Raw genomic sequence first — 18,227 nt, forward strand, 5'->3', positions numbered from 1 at the left:
CGCAGCAGCTGCGCATGATCCGCGCCGGCAAGGTCGGCAATGTGCGGGTGGTGGATACGGCGGTGGCGGCGGAACGGCCGCTCAGCCCCAAGGCGCCCATCGTGCTGGGCATTGCCGCGTTGGCCGGCCTGGTCCTTGGCGTGGTTGCCGCCTTCGTACGCAACGCGCTGTTCGGCGGCCTGACCGATCCCGACGAAATCGAACGCTATACCGGGCTGCCGGTGCTGGCGACCGTGCCCTACAGCGATCTGCAGGATAGGCTGTGGCGCCGCGCGCGGCGCAAGAATGCGCGCATTCCGGCATTGCTGGCGCAGAGCAACGGCAGTACACCGCCCATCGAAAGCCTGCGCAGCTTCCGCACCGTGCTGCAGGTCGCCATGCGCGATTCCTCCAACAACATCGTGGTGTTCACCGGGCCCCTGGCCGGCGTTGGCAAGTCCTTCCTGTCCGCGAATTTCGCCTTTATCCAGGCGGCGGTGGGCAAGCGTGTGCTGCTGATCGACGCCGACTTCCGCCGTGGCACCCTCAACCGCTATTTCGCCACCTCGGCCGAGAACGGTTTGTTCGAAGTGCTGGCCGGCACCGTGCCGCTGGAAGCCGTGACCAAGCGCAACATCATGAACGGCGTGGACTTCATTTCCACCGGCAGGGTCACCTTCGATCCTTCCGAATTGCTGGCGTCCGAGGCTTTCGGCGAATGCCTGCACGCGCTCGCGGCCGATTACGACATCGTCATCGTCGATACGGCGCCGGTGCTGTCGTCCTCGGATGCGGCGGTGGTCGGCGCGCACGCCGCCGCCGTCATGCTGGTGGTCCGTTCGGGTATGAACACGGTGGGCGAAATACGGGAAACCAACAAGCGCCTGCAGCAGGCGGGGGCACCCGTCGCGGGCGTGGTCTTCAATGGCCTGAAGCTGCAGTCCGAAGGCTGGGGCTACCGCTCGAAGTACGGCCCATATCGATATTCCCGCGCGTCCTACTACGGCGAAAACCAGCCATAGCGCATTGGAGATTTCATGGACTCCCTGGGTGCCGCGGAATCGTCCGGATTCCCGCCAGAGGTTTTTCGCGCCGATGAAATACGGGGGCGCGTGGGGCAGGAGATCGATAGCCGCTTCGCGCATGCCCTGGGCCTGGCAGTGGGATGCTGCGTGGCCGAACTCGGCGGCCGCGCCGTCGTGATCGGCAAGGATGCGCGGCTGAGCAGCGTCGAGCTGGGCGCCGCCTTGCAGGCCGGCGTGCGGCAGTCCGGAATGGCGGTGATCGATATCGGCATGGCGGCCACGCCGCTGACGTGGTTCGCCGCGCGCCTGACCGGAACGGGCACGGCGGTGTCGGTGACGGGCGGCCACGACGACGAGGCCTATAACGGCTTCAAGGTCCTGCTGGAGGGGCACGCCGTGGACCAGGCCGCCCTGCAAGCGCTGCGCGGCCGCATGCAATCCGGCGCGGCGCCCGCGGCGCGTCCCGGTACCCGGGCGCAGATCAGCGCCGCGCCGTGCTATTTGTCCCGGCTGGCCAGCGACATCCGCCTGGAGCGGCCCATGAAGGTCGCGCTGGACTGCGGGCACGGCGTGGCCGGCACGCTGGCGCCGGACGCGTTGCGGGAGCTGGGCTGCGAGGTCACCGAGCTGGCTTGCGAAGTGACCGGTTCGTATCCGCCGGACCAGCCCAGGCCCGGCGAGGCCCGCTACCTTTCCGACCTGGCCGCCCGGCTGCGCTACAGCGGATGCGAACTGGCGCTGTCGATAGCCGGCGATGGCGATCGCCTGGTGGTGATCAGCCGGTCCGGCGCGCGAGTCTGCGTGGATCGCCTGCTCATCCTGTTCGCGCGCGACATGCTGGCCGGCGTGCGGGGCGGCGCCGTGGTCCACGACGTGAAGAGCAGCCGCAATCTGTCCCGCGAAGTGCGGGCGCTGGGCGGCACGTCGGTCGTGAGCCGCGGCGGCGATGCCCACATCGGGGCCAGGATGCGCGAGGCGGCCGCCATGCTGGCGGGGGAAACCGGCGGCGGCATCCGTTTCACGGACCGCTGGCTGGGCTACAGCGACGGGCTGTATGCCGCGGCGCGGCTGCTGGAACTGCTGTCGCGCCACCGCGACGCCTCGGCGGTTCTGGATGGCTTGCCGCAGTCCTGTGCGACGCCGGAACTTCGCCTGGATACGGCGGACGGCGAACAGTACCGGCTGGTCGAGGCGCTGCGCGCCGAGGGCCATTTCATGGGGGCGCGGGAAATCATTCACCTGGATGGGGTGCGCGTCGAATACGAGGACGGTTTCGGCCTGGCCCGCGCCGCGGCCGCGCAGCCGGCGGTCATGTTGCGCTTCGAAGGCGATAACGGCACCGCGCTCTCGCGCATCCAGGAGGATTTCCGCCGGCAGCTGCTTAGCGTGGCACCGGGATTGCGACTTCCCTTTTAACGAGCGGGGCGACGGAGCGGCAATGACGACGTTATTGGTCACCGGCGGCGCCGGCTACATCGGCAGCCATACCTTGATAGAGCTGATCGGCGCGGGCTACCGCCCCATCGTCATCGACAATCTGTGCAATGGCAGCCGTGCCGCGGTCAGCCGCGTCGAGCGCATCACCGGCACGCGGATCGCGTTCGTGGAAGGCGATATCCGCTCCGCCGGCCTGCTCGCCACGCTGTTTTCCCTGCAGGAGCGCCGGCGGCAACCCATCGAATGCGTCCTGCACCTGGCGGGCGTGAAGGCGGTGGGCGAATCCGTCCGCGACCCGATCAAGTACTTCGACAATAATGTCTCGGGCACGGTGGCGCTGCTGTCGGCGATGCACGCCCATGGTGTGCGCCGGCTGGTGTTCAGTTCTTCCGCCACGGTCTACGGCGTGCCGCGCTTCCTGCCGTTTACCGAGGAGCATCCGCTACAGCCGACCAATCCATATGGACGTTCCAAGCTGATCGTCGAGCAGATGCTGCAGGATGCCTGTGCCGCCGAGGCGGAATTCAGTGCCGTGACCTTGCGCTATTTCAATCCGATCGGCGCGCATCCCAGCGGCCTGATCGGGGAAAATCCGCGCGACGTGCCCAATAACCTTTTCCCCTTCATCACCCAGGTCGCGGTGGGGCGCCAGCCGCACCTGAAGGTTTTCGGCAACGACTATGCCACCGAGGACGGCACGGGCGTGCGGGATTATCTGCACGTCATGGACCTGGCTGCGGGCCATGTGCGCGCGGTCGATTACGCGCTGAACCATACCGGTTTCGTCGCGGTCAACCTCGGCACCGGCAAAGGCACCAGCGTCATGGAGCTCGTGCACACCTTCGAACGTGTCAACGGGCTGCGCATTCCCTGCCAGGTCGAGGCGCGGCGTCCGGGCGATGTTGACCGGGTCTGGGCGGACCCGAGCCTGGCCCGGCGCCTTTTGAACTGGCGCACTTCGTACGGCGTGGAGAGCATGTGCAAGGACGGCTGGCGCTGGCAGCAGTCCAATCCCGAGGGCTACGGGGCGGTGCATTAAGGCTTGGCAGGCCGATAGCGCCCGGGCCGGCGGGCTCGGGTATATCGGCGTTGCGGCGGGCAGGCACGGGAATTGCTCTCTGTCGGACCACCACATCACGGCGGCTTCAGGCCACCGGCAGCAACATACTTCGAATAGCCGCCCAGCCATGAGCTCACAGCCACGCGCGTCATCCGCCAGCGCGCCGACAATACCGGATACCGCCGCACCCACGGTTCAACCTGCCGCGCACGCACCCGCCGACACCCCTGCGCATCTAACGCCACCGCGCGCCTTCGACCGCCGGCACGCGCCGCTATCGATCATCGCAGTACTGGCGGTGGTATTCGCCTTGCATCTGGCGCGCGATTTCGTGATCCCTCTGGTCATTTCCATCGTCCTGTCGTATGCGCTGGACACGCCCGTGAACTTCCTGCATCGACGCGTCCGCCTGCCACGCGTATTGGCGACGGTCGTCGTGGTGCTCGCGATGATCGGCCTTATCCTGTTCGGCATGGCCTCGTTGCGCGGCCAGGTGATGTCCATCGTCGACAGCCTGCCAAGGACTGCGCAGAAGGTATCGCGCTCCGTGGAAGGCTTCAACGCCGGCAGCGGCTCCGTCGTGAACAAGCTGCGCGCCGCCGCCAATGCCGTGAATACACCGTCGAAGCCGCGCTCGGACGGCGCGCGCGTGGTGGTGACGCGTCCGGCCGACAAGCTGGAAGAGATGCTGCTGGCGGGGTCCATGGGTATCGCGGAGTTCCTCGGGCAAGCGCTGATGGTGATTTTCCTCGTGTTTTTCCTGCTGCTCTCCGGGGATACGTTCAAACGCAAGTTCGTCCGTGTCTCCGGCCGCAACCTGACCGAAAAGAAAATCAACGTGCACATGCTGGACGAGATCCATCGCTCCATACGCCTGTACATGATGATGATGGTGGTGACCAACGTCATGCTGGGCCTGCTGACCTGGCTGGCGTTCCGCTGGATCGGTCTGAACAACGCGGGCACCTGGGCGGTATTCGCGGGCGCCATGCACGTGGTCCCCTATTTCGGTCCGCTCCTGGTCGCGGTATTTACGGGCGTGGCGGCAGTCGTGCAGTTCGGCGAGCTGGGCCCGGCTCTGCTGGTGGCGGGGGTCTCATTGCTGATCGCCGCCCTGATCGGCTTCGTGGTGCAGACCTGGATGACGGGACGCATCGCCAAGATGAATCCCGTCGCCGTTTTCGTCATCCTGCTGTTGTTCACCTGGGCCTGGGGCTTGTGGGGCACGCTGCTCTCGATACCCATCGCGGTCATCGTGAAGGTCGTCGCCGATCACGTCGAGGGCTTCGAGGGCGTCGCCGAGTTCCTGGGGGAATAGGGCGGGCACGGCGCATGCCCCTGGGAAGGATTTGCCCTTCGGGGTTGTCCACAGCTTCTGTGGACAACCCTCTGGATAGTCTGCGCACAGCCTGAAAAAAACCTTTTATGACAAGGTCTTGGGAGAAGAGGTCAAAATCCTCTCAAGGCAGGCCCCCGGCTGCCCGCGCGTCGCCGGGCCCGTCGATAGCGGGCAGGACCGTCAGCAGCGCCGCCAGGGTATCGGCACAGGGCCGTTCTATCTTCAGCGCCAGAAGCGGATCGGCGCGGGTGCGTCCCAGATTGATGGCCGCAATGGGCAGCCCGGCCCGGTTCGCGGCGGCGGCGAAACGGTAGCCGGAATAGACCATCAAGGACGACCCGACGACCAGCATGGCGTCCGCGCGCGACAGGCCGTCGTTGGCGCCGGCCACGCGGTCGCGTGGCACGGATTCGCCGAAGAACACCACATCGGGCTTCAGGATGCCGCCGCAGACGGGGCAGGGCGGCACGCGGAAGCCGGAAAAATCCACGCCGTCGAGATCGGCGTCGCCGTCGGGGGCGTGGATCGCATCCAGCGCCAGCCAGTCGGGGTTCAAGGATTCCAGCATGTCCTGCATGCGTGTGCGCGGCTGCGTGTGCCCGCATTGGGTGCAGACGACCCGGTCCATGCGGCCGTGCAGGTCTATCACATCGCGGCTGCCGGCTTTCTCGTGCAGGCCGTCGACGTTCTGCGTGACCAGACGCGTAAAGCGGCCCTGCGCCTGCAGCCGCGCCAGCGCGAGGTGGGCGGCGTTCGGCGCCACGTTGCCGAACATGCGCCAGCCGATCATCCCGCGCGCCCAATAGCGCGACCGCGACGGCTCGCTGCCCATGAAGGTGCTGAAATCCATGGGAGGACGGCGCTTCCACGCGCCCTCGCTATCGCGGTAATCGGGAATGCCCGACCCGGTGCTGCAACCGGCGCCTGTCAGCACGAACAGGCGCGGATGCGCCAGCACGAAGTCGCGCAACGGCAGCAGGTCCGCGGCAGTCATCGACGCGTCAGCCGCCAAGCCCGGCGTCGGGCGAAGTGTTCAGGGTGCCGGCCTGCGTTACGTTGGATCCGGGCGGCACGTCCCGCGTCAGCCATACGTTGCCGCCGATGACGGACCCGCGTCCGATCGTGATGCGTCCCAGGATGGTCGCCCCCGCGTAGACCACCACGTCGTCTTCCAGTACGGGATGGCGTGGCAGGCCTTTCTTGAGTTCGCCGTTGTCGCCCGGCGGAAAGCGCTTGGCGCCCAGCGTCACCATCTGGTACAGGCGGACGCGGTCGCCGATCACCGCGGTTTCGCCGATGACAACGCCGGTCCCGTGGTCGATGAAGAAACTTCGACCTATGGTGGCGCCCGGATGTATGTCGATGCCGGTATCGGCGTGCGCGATCTCGGCGACGATGCGCGCCAGCAGCGGTACGCCGAGCAGGTAGAGCTCGTGCGCGAGGCGATGATGGATCATCGCCATTACGCCGGGATAGCACAGCAGGACTTCGTCGACGCTGCGCGCCGCCGGGTCGCCCTGGTACGCCGCGATCACGTCGGCGTCGAGCTTGCGGCGCACGGCGGGCAACTGCGCGCCGAAGGCGCGCACGATCTCCACGGCGCGCTGTTCGGTTTCGTCGCGGATGGGGCCGTGGTTGCGCTCGGCATGGTTCAGTTCCAGCCGCACCTGGTGCAACAGGGCGTCCAGGGCCGTACCGATGGTATGGCCTACGTAGAAGTCCTCGAGTTCCTCGCGCAGGTCGATGGGGCCCAGGCGCATGGGGAAGAGCGCGCCGCACAGTGCCGAGACGATCTGGCGCAGGCTTTCCTGCGATGGGAATTCCCGTCCGCCGGCATCGCGCAGGCGTCCGAGCGGCTGGCGCCATTCGGTACGGACCCCGCGCAGCTCCGAAACGATGCGATCCAGGTTCCAGGACGCGCTGTGTGGGTTCAAGGGTGCATTCATGGCGCTCAGGCTGCGAGTGGAAGAGGACATATCGCCGCCGGCACCCGGGGGCGCATCGGCGGCGTAATCCTAATTTACCCCGATGGCGGGGTATCCGCCGGGGCAAACCTTGCCATGCACAGGGTTTATGAGCCGGCGGCCCCGGTATGGGCTAGTCCTGGTCCCGGCCCAGCAACAGGCGTCTTGCGGCCTTCCAGCTGCCCGCGTCCGGCGCATAAAGCAGCCCGCCGCCGCGATGGGTGGGCTTGTAGGGCGACCCGTCGAAATGCGCGCCGTAGCCGCCGGCCTCGCGATGCAGCAGCCACCCCGCCGCGTGATCCCAGGGCATCAGCTGCCCATACAGCAGGACGTGCGCATGGCCGCCGGCGATCATGCGGTATTCGTGCGCCGAGCAGTTGAGTATCGTCGAGGACGCCAGCCCCAGGGCGTTGGCATTGACGGTGGCGCGCAGCGTATCGTCCAGATGCCGCACGGCGATCAGCCCGGTCATCGCGTCCGTTGTCGCCGGCGCGGCCACCCGCAGCGGGGTCTGTTCGCCGTGTTCGCTTTCCAGCCACGCACCCTCGCCGCGTATCGCGATCGCGGCATCACGGCACAGGGGGTCGTAGATGAAGCCCGCCATGACTTCGCCGCGGCTGACCGCGGCCACCATCACACCGAAGAGCGGCAGGCCGGCCACGTAGTTGCGCGTGCCGTCGATGGGATCGATAAGGAAGGCCAGTTCGGCGTCGATCCACACATTCAGCAGGGCAGGGTTGCGCGAGCAGGCCTCTTCGCCGACCACCACGGCGCCCGGATAGGCGCGCGCAAGCCGTTCGCCGATCATGCGCTCCGCCGCCTCGTCGGCATCCGTGACGACGTCCAAAGGCGATGTCTTGCTGCGTACGGCGCTCGTGGCCAGACGTCGAAAGCGCGGCATGATCTCGGCGTCCGCGGCTTCCGCCATGAGCGCGACGATGCGGCGCGTGTCTTCACGATTGAACGATCGAAGCATGATGGTCTGGCCGGGCTGTGCCCCCGGGCGCAGGCCCGGGAAAAGCTGGGACGGGAGCCGAATCTACCACGAGACGCTGCCGCCGGCCCGGATGCCGGAACGGGGCGGGCGCTGCGCCGATTCTAAGCGACACCCCCAAGTCCTTGTACGGCAAGGCATTTTTGGAACTGCCCCGAAGCTATCCCAAGGGTTGTCCACAAAACGTGGGGATAAAAAGACGCGGCATGCCTGGGCCATCCCTGCTCGCTTCTGCCAAGTGCTTGTGCGAAAAGGCATTTTCCGACCTGCACAACTTCTATCCCAAGGGTTGTCCACATAATGTGGGGATAAATGGCCGGTGCAGCGCCCGAGGGGCGGCGGTGTTGAAGTCCGCGATGCCTGGCGGTGAGTCCCAGAACATTCTTAAGCCATCTGCAATGCCTCTATGCTCTAATACTTTGCGCCGCGCGCGGCGGCCGCTGCCTGGCGCAGTACCGCGACGCATGCGGGCGGCAACCGCGCATCGCCACGCGACGCAGCGTAAAAACAAAACGGAGACAAAGGACACAGGATGAACCAGACACGACGGAAGTTGATGCTTACCGCCGCGGGCGGCGCTGTGCTTGCCGCGGGATCGGTGCGGGGTGCGCTTGCGGCGGCCCAGTTCCGCTACAAGTACGCCAATAACCTGCCCGCCACGCATCCCATGAACGTGCGCGCGCGCGAAGCCGCCGCGGCAATCGCCAAGGATACGAACGGCCGTTTCCAGCTGGATGTGTTCCCCAGCAGCCAGCTCGGCTCGGATACCGATACATTGAGCCAGCTGCGCGCCGGTGCCGTCGAGTTCTTCACGCTCTCCGGGCTGATCCTTTCCACGCTCGTGCCGACGGCGTCCATTAGCGGCGTGGGATTTGCTTTCCCCAATTACGACACGGTGTGGAAGGCCATGGACGGCCCGTTGGGCGCCTTCATCCGCGGCGAGATCAAGTCCAAGGGCCTGCTGGTGATGGACAAGATCTGGGACAACGGGTTCCGGCAGGTCACGACCAGCACGCATCCCATCAACGGTCCCGGCGACTTCAAGGATATGAAGATCCGCGTGCCGGTCAGCCCGCTGTGGACGTCCATGTTCCAGGCGCTGGGCGCGGCGCCGGCCAGCATCAACTTCAACGAGACGTATTCGGCGCTGCAGACCCGCATCGTGGATGGCCAGGAGAACCCCCTGGCGATTATCCAGACCGCCAAGCTCTATGAAGTGCAGAAGTACTGCTCCATGACCAACCACATGTGGGACGGCTTCTGGTTCCTGATGAACCGGCGTGCGTGGGAAAAACTGCCGGAGGACATCCAGGGCATCGTTTCGAAGCACATCAACGAAGCCGGCATGAACATGCGCGCCGACACATTCGCATTGAACGGCGAACTGCAAACGAAACTGGCGCAGCAGGGCCTGGTTTTCAATACGCCGGACCCAGGCCCCATCCGCGACGCCTTGCGCAAGGCCGGCTTCTATAAGGAATGGCAGGGCAAGTACGGCGAGAAGGCCTGGGCCATCCTGGAACAGTCGGTCGGCAAGCTGTCGTGATGACGGGCACGCGCACGCAGGCCGGCGGAACCGGCGGCGCGGCCGCGGGCCTTTCCTGGGTTGCCGGGGCCGATGCCGCGCTGGGCTGGCTGGTGGAGATTCCGGCGGCCATGCTGGTGGTCGCGGAAATCGTCGTGCTGTTCGCCGGCATCGCGGCGCGCTACGTCTTCCACGCGCCCCTGGTGTGGTCGGACGAACTGGCCTCCATTCTCTTCCTGTGGCTGGCCATGCTGGGTGCCGTGGTGGCATTCCGCCGTGGCGAACACATGCGCATGACGGCGCTGGTGAACCGCGCATCGCCCGTGGCGCGCGCCTTCCTGGATGTGGTGGCCGTCGCCAGCGCGTTGACGTTCCTGCTGATGATCGCCATGCCGGGCTACGAATACGCCATCGAGGAACAGTACGTCACCACGCCCGCGCTGGAGATCTCCAACATCTGGCGCGCCGCGGCGCTGCCGGTGGGCACCGCGCTGATGATCCTGATCGCCTTGCTGCGGCTGGCAAGCCGCGGCGAATGGAAGGCGACGCTGGGCGCGGTGGCGCTGGTGGCCGCCATCGTCGGCGCGATGACCGCGCTGCAGCCGGTGTTCGCGTTGCTGGGCAATGGCAACCTGGTGGTGTTTTTCGTCGTGATCGTGGCCGCCTGCGTGTTCGCCGGCGTGCCGATCGCATTCTGCTTCGGACTGGCCACTTTCGGCTACCTGGCCTTGACGACCGGGACGCCGATGATGGTTGTCGTCGGGCGCATGGACGAAGGCATGTCGCACCTGATCCTGCTGGCGGTGCCGATGTTCGTGTTCCTGGGCCTGCTGATCGAAATGACGGGCATGGCCGAGCGCATGGTGGGCTTCCTGGCCAGCCTGCTGGGCCATGTGCGCGGTGGCCTGTCGTATGTGCTGATCGGCGCGATGTATCTGGTCTCGGGCATCTCCGGCGCCAAGGCCGCCGATATGGCGGCGGTCGCGCCGGTGCTGTTTCCCGAAATGCGCAAGCGCGGCGCCAGCGAAGGCGAGTTGGTCGCGTTGCTGTCGGCGACGGGGGCCCAGACCGAAACCATACCGCCCAGCCTGGTGCTGATCACCATCGGGTCCGTGACCGGGGTATCCATCACCGCGCTGTTCACGGGCGGCCTGCTGCCGGGCCTGGTGCTGGGTTTGATGCTGTGCTTCGTGGTGTGGCGGCGCAGCCGCCATGAAAACGCCGGCATGGTCGCGCGCGCGACGCGCGCGGAGATCCTGCGCGCGCTGGTGGTGGCCCTGCCTGCCCTGGCGCTGCCCTTCGTGATCCGCGCGGCGGTCGTCGAGGGCGTGGCCACCGCCACGGAGGTCTCGACCATCGGCATCGTCTATTCCGCCCTGATCGGCTTGCTGGTGTACCGGCGTTTCGATTGCAAGCGCCTGTGGCCCATGCTGATAGATACCGCGAGCCTGTCCGGTGCCATCCTGCTGATCATAGGCGCGGCCACCGGTATGGCCTGGGCGCTGACGCAATCGGGGTTCTCGCACCAACTGGCCGATATGATGGCGAAGCTGCCCGGCGGCGCGGTGACTTTCCTGGCGGTATCCATCGTTGCCTTCGTGATTTTGGGCAGCGTGCTCGAAGGTATTCCGGCCATCGTGCTGTTCGGCCCCTTGTTGTTCCCCATCGCCAAGCAGATCGGCGTGCACGAGGTTCACTACGCGATGGTGGTGATATTGGCGATGGGCATCGGCCTGTTCGCCCCGCCCTTCGGGGTGGGATATTACGCCGCGTGCGCGATCAGCCGCGTGGCGCCGGACCGCGGCATGCGCGCCATCGTGGGCTATCTGGTTTCCATTGCCATCGGCCTGGTCATCGTCGCGGCCATACCCTGGTTGTCCATTGGATTCCTGAAGTAAACCGGTGGCGGGCGCCGCTTTTCGCGGCGGGCGGCAGAGCACCGGTCGCCGCGCCGGGCGCGGTCCGCGACTACGGCAGGGCGCGCTGCAAGGCCTGCATCAGGCCTTGCGCATTGCGCATGCCCTGGTCCTCGAAGTTGGTGTTCAGAATCACGTGGGTCTTGCGCACGCGTTGCGCCAGCTGCCGTACCCGGCGAGCCATTTCTTCGAGTTCCGCCACACTGTACTCGTAGTTGAACCGGCTGGAAGACGCGTTGCCGGATGACGTCCAGGCCGCGGCATTGCGTCCGTGCATGCGCACCAGGGCCAGATCGTCGCGCGTGGTTTCCCATATCGCCGGCACGCTGTCTTGCGATGCCGTCGGGGCATCCACGACGGTATGGACCGCCCGCAGTTGCCGCAGGAAGTCCAATGTCGAGGCGGCCGCCGCGCCTTCGAACCAGGCACGATGACGGAATTCCACCGATGCGACGTGGTCCTCCAGCCTGGCTACGCAGTCGGCCACCCGGGCCCGGCCGCGCGTATCCGGCTTGATCCAGCGCGGGAACTGGAAATGCACGGCGCCCAGCTTGCCCGCCATGCGCAAGGGTTCCAGCGCGAAGACGAAGCGCCGCCACGCTTCATCGACGACCTCGCGCGGCAACTGATCGATGAAGCAGACGTCGCCGGCATCGCGGCGCAAGGCATCGCGCAAGTCGGGGTCCAGCGCGGCCCAAGGCGTTTGGTGACCGGTAAACAGGCGGAATGCCTTGATGTTGAAAACGAAGTCCGGCGGCGTGCGCGTTGCCCAGGCATGGGCACGGTGCGCGGAGGGCAGGGCGTAGTAGCTGGCGTCCACTTCGGCGATGGGGAAGTGGGCCGCGTAGTAGCGCAGTCGCGCCTGCGCGTCGGCGGTGCCGGGTGGATAGAAGCGGCCGCACGCCAGCAGGGTGGGATCCGTCCAGGATGCCGTACCGACCAGGATGGGCGGCGCGCCCGGAAAGCCGGCCGCAGGCTGGACTGCCGGCCGTTCGGATGGGAAATGCATTGCTTCCGACATGAGTCGCGTATCGGTCCCGGCACGCGTCGCCGGCCCGGAGCCGGCGCGCCGGCAGACGCCCCCTGCGGGGTTGCCGGGCGCCTGGGCGCTCCGCGGATTATCCCTCAATCGTCAGGCGTTCGCGCGATAGCGGTCGCGCAGGGCGCGGATCTGATCGTGGTTGCGCAGCACGCCTTCGTATTGCCGCTGCACCACCGTGCGGATGTCTTCGGGCAGGGGCTCGCGCAGGGCGTTGGTGTAGTCCTGCTTGGCGATGTCCTCGCCGCGCTCGCACTCCTCCAGGATGGCGGCATCGGTGCGTCCGGTAACGGCTGCCTTCAGGTGGACCCAGCCGCGGTGCACGGCGCCGGCGACGCTGCCGCCGGTTTCCGGCTTGCCGCCGAGCCGCGCAACGATGGCCTGCAGTTCCGCGGCACCCGCGGCGCAATCCTGTGCGCGATTCTGCAGCAATCCCCTCAGCTCCGCATCCTTGGTATCTTCGGCTGCCGCCTGAAAACCCTTTTCGCCGTTCTTGCAGGTTTCGGTCAGGTCGTTCAGCAGTTTGACGATACGATCGGCCATGGCATTCTCCTTGGTAGCGGGTGGCGCGCTGTGCCCGCGCGCAGCGCGATCTCCCTGGACTGCACACTTCGCAAACCGCGTTCCCAGGGCAGCGCCCCGCGCCGGGCTGAGGTTTTATCCAGTATTATTGCGGGCTGTCGCGCCGCCCTTGGCGGCACCTGCCCATCCATAAGTGTTGAGCCCCGGCTTCTGCCTTCTTCAAATGTCCGAACGTCCCGCCGATGTGCCCGATCCTCTCGCGGACCTCAATCCCAGCCAGCGCGAAGCGGCCGAGTACGGCGCCGGTCCGCAGGACGACGGGCCGCTGTTGGTCATCGCCGGCGCCGGTTCGGGCAAGACGAGCACGCTGGCTCATCGGGTCGCGAACCTGATCCTGCGCGGCGCGGACCCGCAACGCATGCTGCTGCTGACTTTCTCCCGGCGGGCGGCGATCGAAATGGAAAGGCGCGTTGGCGCGGTGCTGCAGAAAGTCCTGCGGCTGGGCGCCGGCCACGTGCCCCCCGCCTTGCCTTGGGCGGGCACGTTTCACGCCATCGGTGCCCGCCTGCTGCGTGAATTCGCGCCGCGCATCGGCCTGGCGGAAGCGTTCACCATCCACGATCGCGGGGATTCCGAAGACCTGATGGGGATGTTGCGCCACGAGCTGGGATTGTCGTCGACCGAATCCCGTTTCCCGCTGAAGGGAACCTGCCTGTCCATCTATTCGCGGGTAGTAAACGGCCAGGCGCCGCTGGACGGTATCCTGAAGGACGTCTATCCCTGGTGCGCGCAGTGGGAGGGCGAACTCAAGCGCCTGTTCCGGGCCTATGTCGAGGCCAAGCAGGCGCAGCAGGTCCTGGACTACGACGATCTGCTGCTTTACTGGTCTGAAATGATGGTCCACCCCGACATCGCCGGCGATGTGGGCGGTCGTTTCGAACACGTCATGGTGGACGAATACCAGGATACCAACCGCCTGCAGGCCGCCATCCTGCTGGCCATGAAACCCGATGGCCGCGGCCTGACGGTGGTGGGCGACGACGCTCAGGCCATCTATTCCTTCCGCGCGGCGACGGTACGCAACATCCTGGATTTTCCCGGACAGTTCAAAGTGCCGGCCAGGGTGGTCACGCTGGAGCGCAACTATCGCTCGACTCAACCTATCCTGGATGCCTCCAACGCCGTCATCGCGCTGGCGCGCGAACGGCATGCCAAGCAACTGTGGACCGAGCGCAAGTCCTCGAACCTGCCCAAACTGGTCACGGTCAGCGACGAAGCCGGCCAGGCCCGCTGGGTGGCGGACCAGGTCCTGGCGCAGCGCGAGGCGGGCGCCACGCTGAAGTCGCAGGCGGTGCTGTTTCGCGCTTCCGGCCACAGCGCGGCGGTCGAACTGGAACTGACCCGTCGCAACATTCCCTTCGTCAAGTTCGGCGGCCTGCGCTTCCTGGAGGCCGCCCACATCAAGGACCTGCTGGCACTGCTGCGCTGGGCTCAGAACCCGCGCGGCCGCATGTCCGGCTTCCGCGTGGCGCAACTGGTGCCGGGCGTCGGACCGGCGACGGCCGCGCGCCTGTTGGACGCGATGGACGGCGCGCCCGATCCCCTGGCGGCCCTGGACGCGTTCAAGCCCGGCAGCGCCGCCCGCGAGGACTGGCAGGGATTCGCCCAGGCCTACAAGGATTTATGCGCCCCCGGCCTGGCGTGGCCGGCGGACCTGGACATCGCCTTGCGCTGGTACGCGCCGCATCTGGAGCGCCTGTATGAGGACGCCCGGGTTCGCAAGGCCGACCTGGATCAGCTTGCCCGCATCGCATCCGGCTATGCGTCGCGCGAACGCTTCCTGACGGAATTGACGCTGGATCCGCCCGACGCGACCAGCGCGGAATCCGGCGCGCCGCTGCGCGACGAGGACTACATGATCCTGTCGACCATCCACTCGGCCAAAGGGCAGGAGTGGAAGTCGGTCTACGTGCTCAACGTGGTGGACGGCTGCATCCCATCGGATATGGCGACGGGCTCGGCCGAAGAGATCGAGGAAGAACGCCGCCTGTTGTATGTCGCGATGACGCGCGCCAAGGAAGAGCTGCACCTGATCGTGCCGCAACGATTCTATGTGCACCAGCAGACCGGCCTGGGCGACCGCCACGTCTATGGGTCACGCACGCGGTTCATCCCGGACAAGCTGGCGCCGCTGTTCGAAGCCTTGCCCAGGCCGCCCGAACTGCCGGCCGTGCGGGGCGCCGCGCCCACGCCCGTGGCACAGGTGGACGTGGCGGCGCGGCTGCGCAGGCTTTTCTAGCGGTCGGCGGTGGCTATTTGCGCTGTTTCCCGCTTTTGTCGCGGTCGGCCTTCCAATCCACTTCGTCCTTGTCCGTGGAAATCTTGCGGTCCGCTTTCTCCGCGACACCCGGTGAAATCGGGTCGCTGGCCGGGAAGGATTCCTCCACAGCCTCGTCCAGCGCCTCCTGGTAGGTAGGCACCTTGTTGCCCTGGTGGTCGGCGTCCTTGTCGGCCTTGGACTGCCCACCGTGTTTCGGATTTTCTCGCGTCATGTCGTTCTCCGGCTGTCGCGGCGGATCGGCCCGCACCGTCTACCGCGATTCTCTGGGGGGTTGTGGAACCGGGTTATCCCGGCCCCGCCACCTGCCGTTCAGCAATCGTCATGCCTTCGCGCCGCCGCGTCGGATTCCGTAACCGGCTGCATGGGCAGGCGCAGCGCGCTCATCAATGCGCGTGCGTCGCGCGGCGCCATGACTTTCATATCGTTGTCGAAATAACAATAGACATCGCGTGCCGCCGATGGCCGCGGACGAGGGCCAGCCAGGCGAGCCCCGCGCGGCGTCCTGCCCCGCGACCAGGCGTCGATGCGGCGTGCCCAGTCCGCAATGGCCTCTTCGCTGTAGCCGCTGCTGTACAGCGCTTTATCGCCATGCAGGCGGACGTAGGCGAAGTCGGCTGTCGGGTCCTCGAGCACAGGCCATTTGCCCGCGGTATCCGCCGTGACCAGCGCCACGCCGTAGCGCCGCAGCATCGCGACGAACTCCGGACAGGCGTAGCTGGGATGGCGGATTTCCACGGCATGGCGCACGGTACGCCGGGCATCCGCTTCGGTCAGGCTGCGCCCTTTCATCCTCGGGCCGTGCCGCCGCGCCAGACGAGCGGCGGCTTCCGTGTCGCGCGGCAGCATATCCAGAAAGGGCTCGATGCGCGCCGCATCCCAGGGCAGGGTGGGGGGCAGCTGCCAGAGGAACGGCCCGAGCTTTTCCCTCAGCGCCAGCACGCCCGAGGCGAAAAAATTCGCCAGGGGTTCGTCGATGTCGCGCAGCCTGAGCGTGTGGGTGATGAATCGCGGCCCCTTGATCGCGAAGACGAAGCCGCCGGGGGTTTCATCGCGCCAGCGGGCGAAAAGCGGCGGGCGTTGCAGCGAATAGAACGTGCCGTTGATTTCGACCGTGCATACCTGATGCGCGGCGTAGGCCAGTTCGCTGTGCTGCGGCAGGCCCTTCGGATAGAAGCGCCCGCGCCAGGGCGCGTAGCGCCATCCTGAAATGCCGATGCGAACCGCGGATCGTTGCCGATGTTCAGCCATGCGTGGGATTCCGACAGGACAATGTAGCCAGCCGCCGCGTTGCAAGCGCCATGCCGTCCCCGCCCTCGCGGGCCGGCGGAGGCGTCCGAGCCCGGTGCTATCATCGTCGGCTACTTGAAAGAGAAGCCGCACGGCGCGCGGCCCTTTCACGAGACCTGAAGGAAGGACTTATGCAGGATCCCGAATCCAAACCGGCCGCCGGTCCCGCTGCGGCCCAGGGCGCGGGCGGTGAGTACAACGGCGAGGTCGTCGCATCCATCTCGTATGTGAAAGGCCGCCGCGACCAGGCCGTGCCCATCGAGCAGATCCATTCCTATGTGGGACAGTCGGAGCGGTTGCTGTGGCTGGGCGTGCGCAATCCCCATCCCGATCTGCTGGCGCGCGTGGGTGAAGAGCTGCGACTGGGGCCGAAGGCGATGGAGGAAATCCTGGAGCCGCACAAGCGCCCGAAGATCATCGATTACGGCAATGTCGTGCTGGTAGTCGCGGTCACGCTCGAGGTGGACGGCGATCGGCCGCTGTTCGGCGAAACGCAGTTGATCATCGGCGACGGCTTTCTGTTCACCATACGGCGCGGCTCCACGGCGCCCTACAGCGCGCTGCGCGAACGGCTGGAAGGCGCACCGGATCTGCTGGCGCGCGGCAGCGACTACGTCGCGTCCGAACTGCTGGATTTCCTTGTGGACCGTTACGTTCAGGCCGTGACGCGGCTGGAAGGCGTGGTGGAAAACGCCGAGCAGAAGCTTTTGATCCGCGGGGCGAAAGATACCGATATCCGGCGGCTGTACCGGCAGCGGCGCGACCTGCTGCGCATACACAACGCCATCGCCCCGATGTCGGAGATCTGCCGGCGCCTGGCGCGCGTTGAGATGACGGCCATCGACGAGCACGCCCGGCCATACTTCGCCGAGGTGGCCGACCGCGTCATGCGGATCGATGAACTGGTGGCCGCGTTGCGCGATGCGCTGGCATTCGCTTTCGAAGCGAGCCTGATGATCGGCCAGTCGCAGCAGAACGATACGACCCGCAGGCTGGCGTCGTGGGCGGCCATCCTGGCCGTGCCGACGGCGGTCGCGGGCATTTATGGAATGAATTTCGAACACATGCCGGAGTTGCACTGGCTGTATGGATATCCGGCGACGCTGGGGGGCATCGCCCTGGCGTGCGGTTTGTTGTATTGGCGGTTTCGGAGAGCAGGGTGGTTGTAAACGGGGTACGCGCCGTGTTGCGGCGCATGGGGGCCTCGCGCGCCGTAATCGCGGCGGTCGCGGCGATGGCCAGCGTGGGTGTGGCGTATTGCTCGTCGCCGCGCGGGCCGGCCGGGGCCGCGCATCCAGGCTACACGCTGGAAGGCCGGATCGTTCGTGTCGCCGACGGCGATACGGTGACCTTGCTGGGAACGAACAACAGGCAATACAAAATACGCCTGGCAAGCATCGATGCCCCCGAAACCGGCCATGGCAAGGACAAGCCCGGACAGCCTTACGCGCAGGCGTCGCGGCGCAATCTGGAAAGCCTGGTGGCCGGCCGTACGCTGACGGCCCACTGCTACGAGCAGGACCGCTACGGCAGGGACGTCTGCGACCTGCCCGCGGAGGGCGGGCAGACCGCCAACCGGCGGCAGGTGGAGGCCGGCTATGCCTGGGCCAATACCGTGCGCCATGGCGAGTATCTGCGCGACGCATCGCTGCCGGCGCTGGAGCGCGCGGCGCGCGAGGGCCGCAAGGGCATCTGGGCGCAGCCGGGTGCCGTGGCGCCCTGGGTGTGGCGCTTCGAATGCTGGAATGAACGCAAATGCGCGGTGGCGGGCCAGGCGGCGCCGTGATCTCGGCCGGACG

Annotated in this window: 16 protein-coding genes; 9 read left to right on the forward strand and 7 right to left on the reverse strand. The window is 66.7% G+C overall.

Annotated features, from left to right (window positions below; translation table 11 throughout):
- The 4 genes from ACO1P8_RS20820 to ACO1P8_RS20835 form a co-directional block, all read left to right on the forward strand.
- Positions 1-1,001 (forward strand): polysaccharide biosynthesis tyrosine autokinase (locus tag ACO1P8_RS20820; RefSeq protein WP_486297772.1); only part of this gene is annotated, 1,001 nt, incomplete at its 5' end.
- A gap of 15 nt (positions 1,002-1,016) precedes the next feature.
- On the forward strand, positions 1,017-2,420 hold the full coding sequence (locus ACO1P8_RS20825) for a phosphomannomutase/phosphoglucomutase (RefSeq protein ID WP_486297773.1): 1,404 nt from the start codon (positions 1,017-1,019) through the stop codon (positions 2,418-2,420).
- Between the two features lie 22 nt (positions 2,421-2,442).
- Positions 2,443-3,480, forward strand: a complete 1,038-nt coding sequence (gene galE, locus ACO1P8_RS20830) for a UDP-glucose 4-epimerase GalE (RefSeq protein ID WP_486297774.1) — start codon at positions 2,443-2,445, stop codon at positions 3,478-3,480.
- 148 nt (positions 3,481-3,628) lie between these two features.
- Entirely contained in the window at positions 3,629-4,819 is a 1,191-nt protein-coding gene (locus tag ACO1P8_RS20835) for an AI-2E family transporter (protein WP_486297775.1), read from the forward strand.
- Between the two features lie 142 nt (positions 4,820-4,961).
- On the opposite strand, the gene ACO1P8_RS20840 is transcribed toward ACO1P8_RS20835, so the two are convergent.
- The 3 genes from ACO1P8_RS20840 to ACO1P8_RS20850 all read right to left on the reverse strand — a co-directional run bounded on the left by ACO1P8_RS20840 (position 4,962) and on the right by ACO1P8_RS20850 (position 7,780).
- Positions 4,962-5,834 (reverse strand): NAD-dependent protein deacetylase, encoded by an 873-nt coding sequence (locus ACO1P8_RS20840; RefSeq protein WP_486297776.1) that lies wholly within the window; start codon positions 5,832-5,834, stop codon positions 4,962-4,964.
- 7 nt (positions 5,835-5,841) lie between these two features.
- Positions 5,842-6,786 (reverse strand): serine O-acetyltransferase EpsC, encoded by a 945-nt coding sequence (epsC, locus tag ACO1P8_RS20845; RefSeq protein ID WP_094841041.1) that lies wholly within the window; start codon positions 6,784-6,786, stop codon positions 5,842-5,844.
- A 151-nt stretch (positions 6,787-6,937) separates the two neighbouring features.
- The gene (locus ACO1P8_RS20850) at positions 6,938-7,780 is read right to left on the reverse strand and encodes an inositol monophosphatase family protein (protein ID WP_486297777.1); all 843 of its coding nucleotides are present in this window, start codon (positions 7,778-7,780) and stop codon (positions 6,938-6,940) included.
- 550 nt (positions 7,781-8,330) lie between these two features.
- Between ACO1P8_RS20850 and ACO1P8_RS20855 the strand changes: the two genes are divergently transcribed.
- On the forward strand, positions 8,331-9,344 hold the full coding sequence (locus ACO1P8_RS20855; protein WP_486297778.1) for a TRAP transporter substrate-binding protein: 1,014 nt from the start codon (positions 8,331-8,333) through the stop codon (positions 9,342-9,344).
- Positions 9,344-11,221, forward strand: a complete 1,878-nt coding sequence (locus tag ACO1P8_RS20860; protein ID WP_486297863.1) for a TRAP transporter large permease — start codon at positions 9,344-9,346, stop codon at positions 11,219-11,221. Before ACO1P8_RS20855 ends, ACO1P8_RS20860 begins: the two co-directional genes overlap by 1 nt.
- 70 nt (positions 11,222-11,291) lie before the next feature.
- Here ACO1P8_RS20860 and ACO1P8_RS20865 read toward each other — a convergent pair whose 3' ends face one another.
- Both ACO1P8_RS20865 and ACO1P8_RS20870 read right to left on the reverse strand, forming a co-directional pair.
- Positions 11,292-12,260 carry a DUF72 domain-containing protein gene (locus ACO1P8_RS20865; RefSeq protein ID WP_486297779.1) on the reverse strand — a complete coding sequence of 323 codons (969 nt, stop codon included), beginning with the start codon at positions 12,258-12,260 and terminating at the stop codon, positions 11,292-11,294.
- Between the two features lie 111 nt (positions 12,261-12,371).
- The gene (locus tag ACO1P8_RS20870) at positions 12,372-12,821 is read right to left on the reverse strand and encodes a PA2169 family four-helix-bundle protein (RefSeq protein WP_486297780.1); all 450 of its coding nucleotides are present in this window, start codon (positions 12,819-12,821) and stop codon (positions 12,372-12,374) included.
- 202 nt (positions 12,822-13,023) lie between these two features.
- Here ACO1P8_RS20870 and ACO1P8_RS20875 point away from each other — a divergent pair, with 202 nt between their 5' ends.
- Complete coding sequence (locus ACO1P8_RS20875) at positions 13,024-15,099, forward strand: ATP-dependent helicase (RefSeq protein ID WP_486297781.1); 2,076 nt, start codon at positions 13,024-13,026, stop codon at positions 15,097-15,099.
- A 13-nt stretch (positions 15,100-15,112) separates the two neighbouring features.
- Here ACO1P8_RS20875 and ACO1P8_RS20880 read toward each other — a convergent pair whose 3' ends face one another.
- Together ACO1P8_RS20880 and ACO1P8_RS20885 are read right to left on the reverse strand one after the other, a co-directional pair.
- Entirely contained in the window at positions 15,113-15,352 is a 240-nt protein-coding gene (locus ACO1P8_RS20880; RefSeq protein ID WP_486297782.1) for a hypothetical protein, read from the reverse strand.
- A gap of 98 nt (positions 15,353-15,450) precedes the next feature.
- Complete coding sequence (locus ACO1P8_RS20885; protein WP_486297783.1) at positions 15,451-16,389, reverse strand: DUF72 domain-containing protein; 939 nt, start codon at positions 16,387-16,389, stop codon at positions 15,451-15,453.
- Positions 16,390-16,559: 170 nt separating this feature from the next.
- Between ACO1P8_RS20885 and ACO1P8_RS20890 the strand changes: the two genes are divergently transcribed.
- Together ACO1P8_RS20890 and ACO1P8_RS20895 are read left to right on the forward strand one after the other, a co-directional pair.
- Positions 16,560-17,597 carry a magnesium and cobalt transport protein CorA gene (locus tag ACO1P8_RS20890; protein WP_486297784.1) on the forward strand — a complete coding sequence of 346 codons (1,038 nt, stop codon included), beginning with the start codon at positions 16,560-16,562 and terminating at the stop codon, positions 17,595-17,597.
- A gap of 26 nt (positions 17,598-17,623) precedes the next feature.
- Positions 17,624-18,214: a thermonuclease family protein gene (locus ACO1P8_RS20895; protein WP_486297864.1), complete on the forward strand. Its 591-nt coding sequence runs from the start codon at positions 17,624-17,626 to the stop codon at positions 18,212-18,214.
- Positions 18,215-18,227 lie beyond the last annotated feature (13 nt).

The sequence above is a fragment of the Bordetella sp. genome, assembly GCF_057362025.1.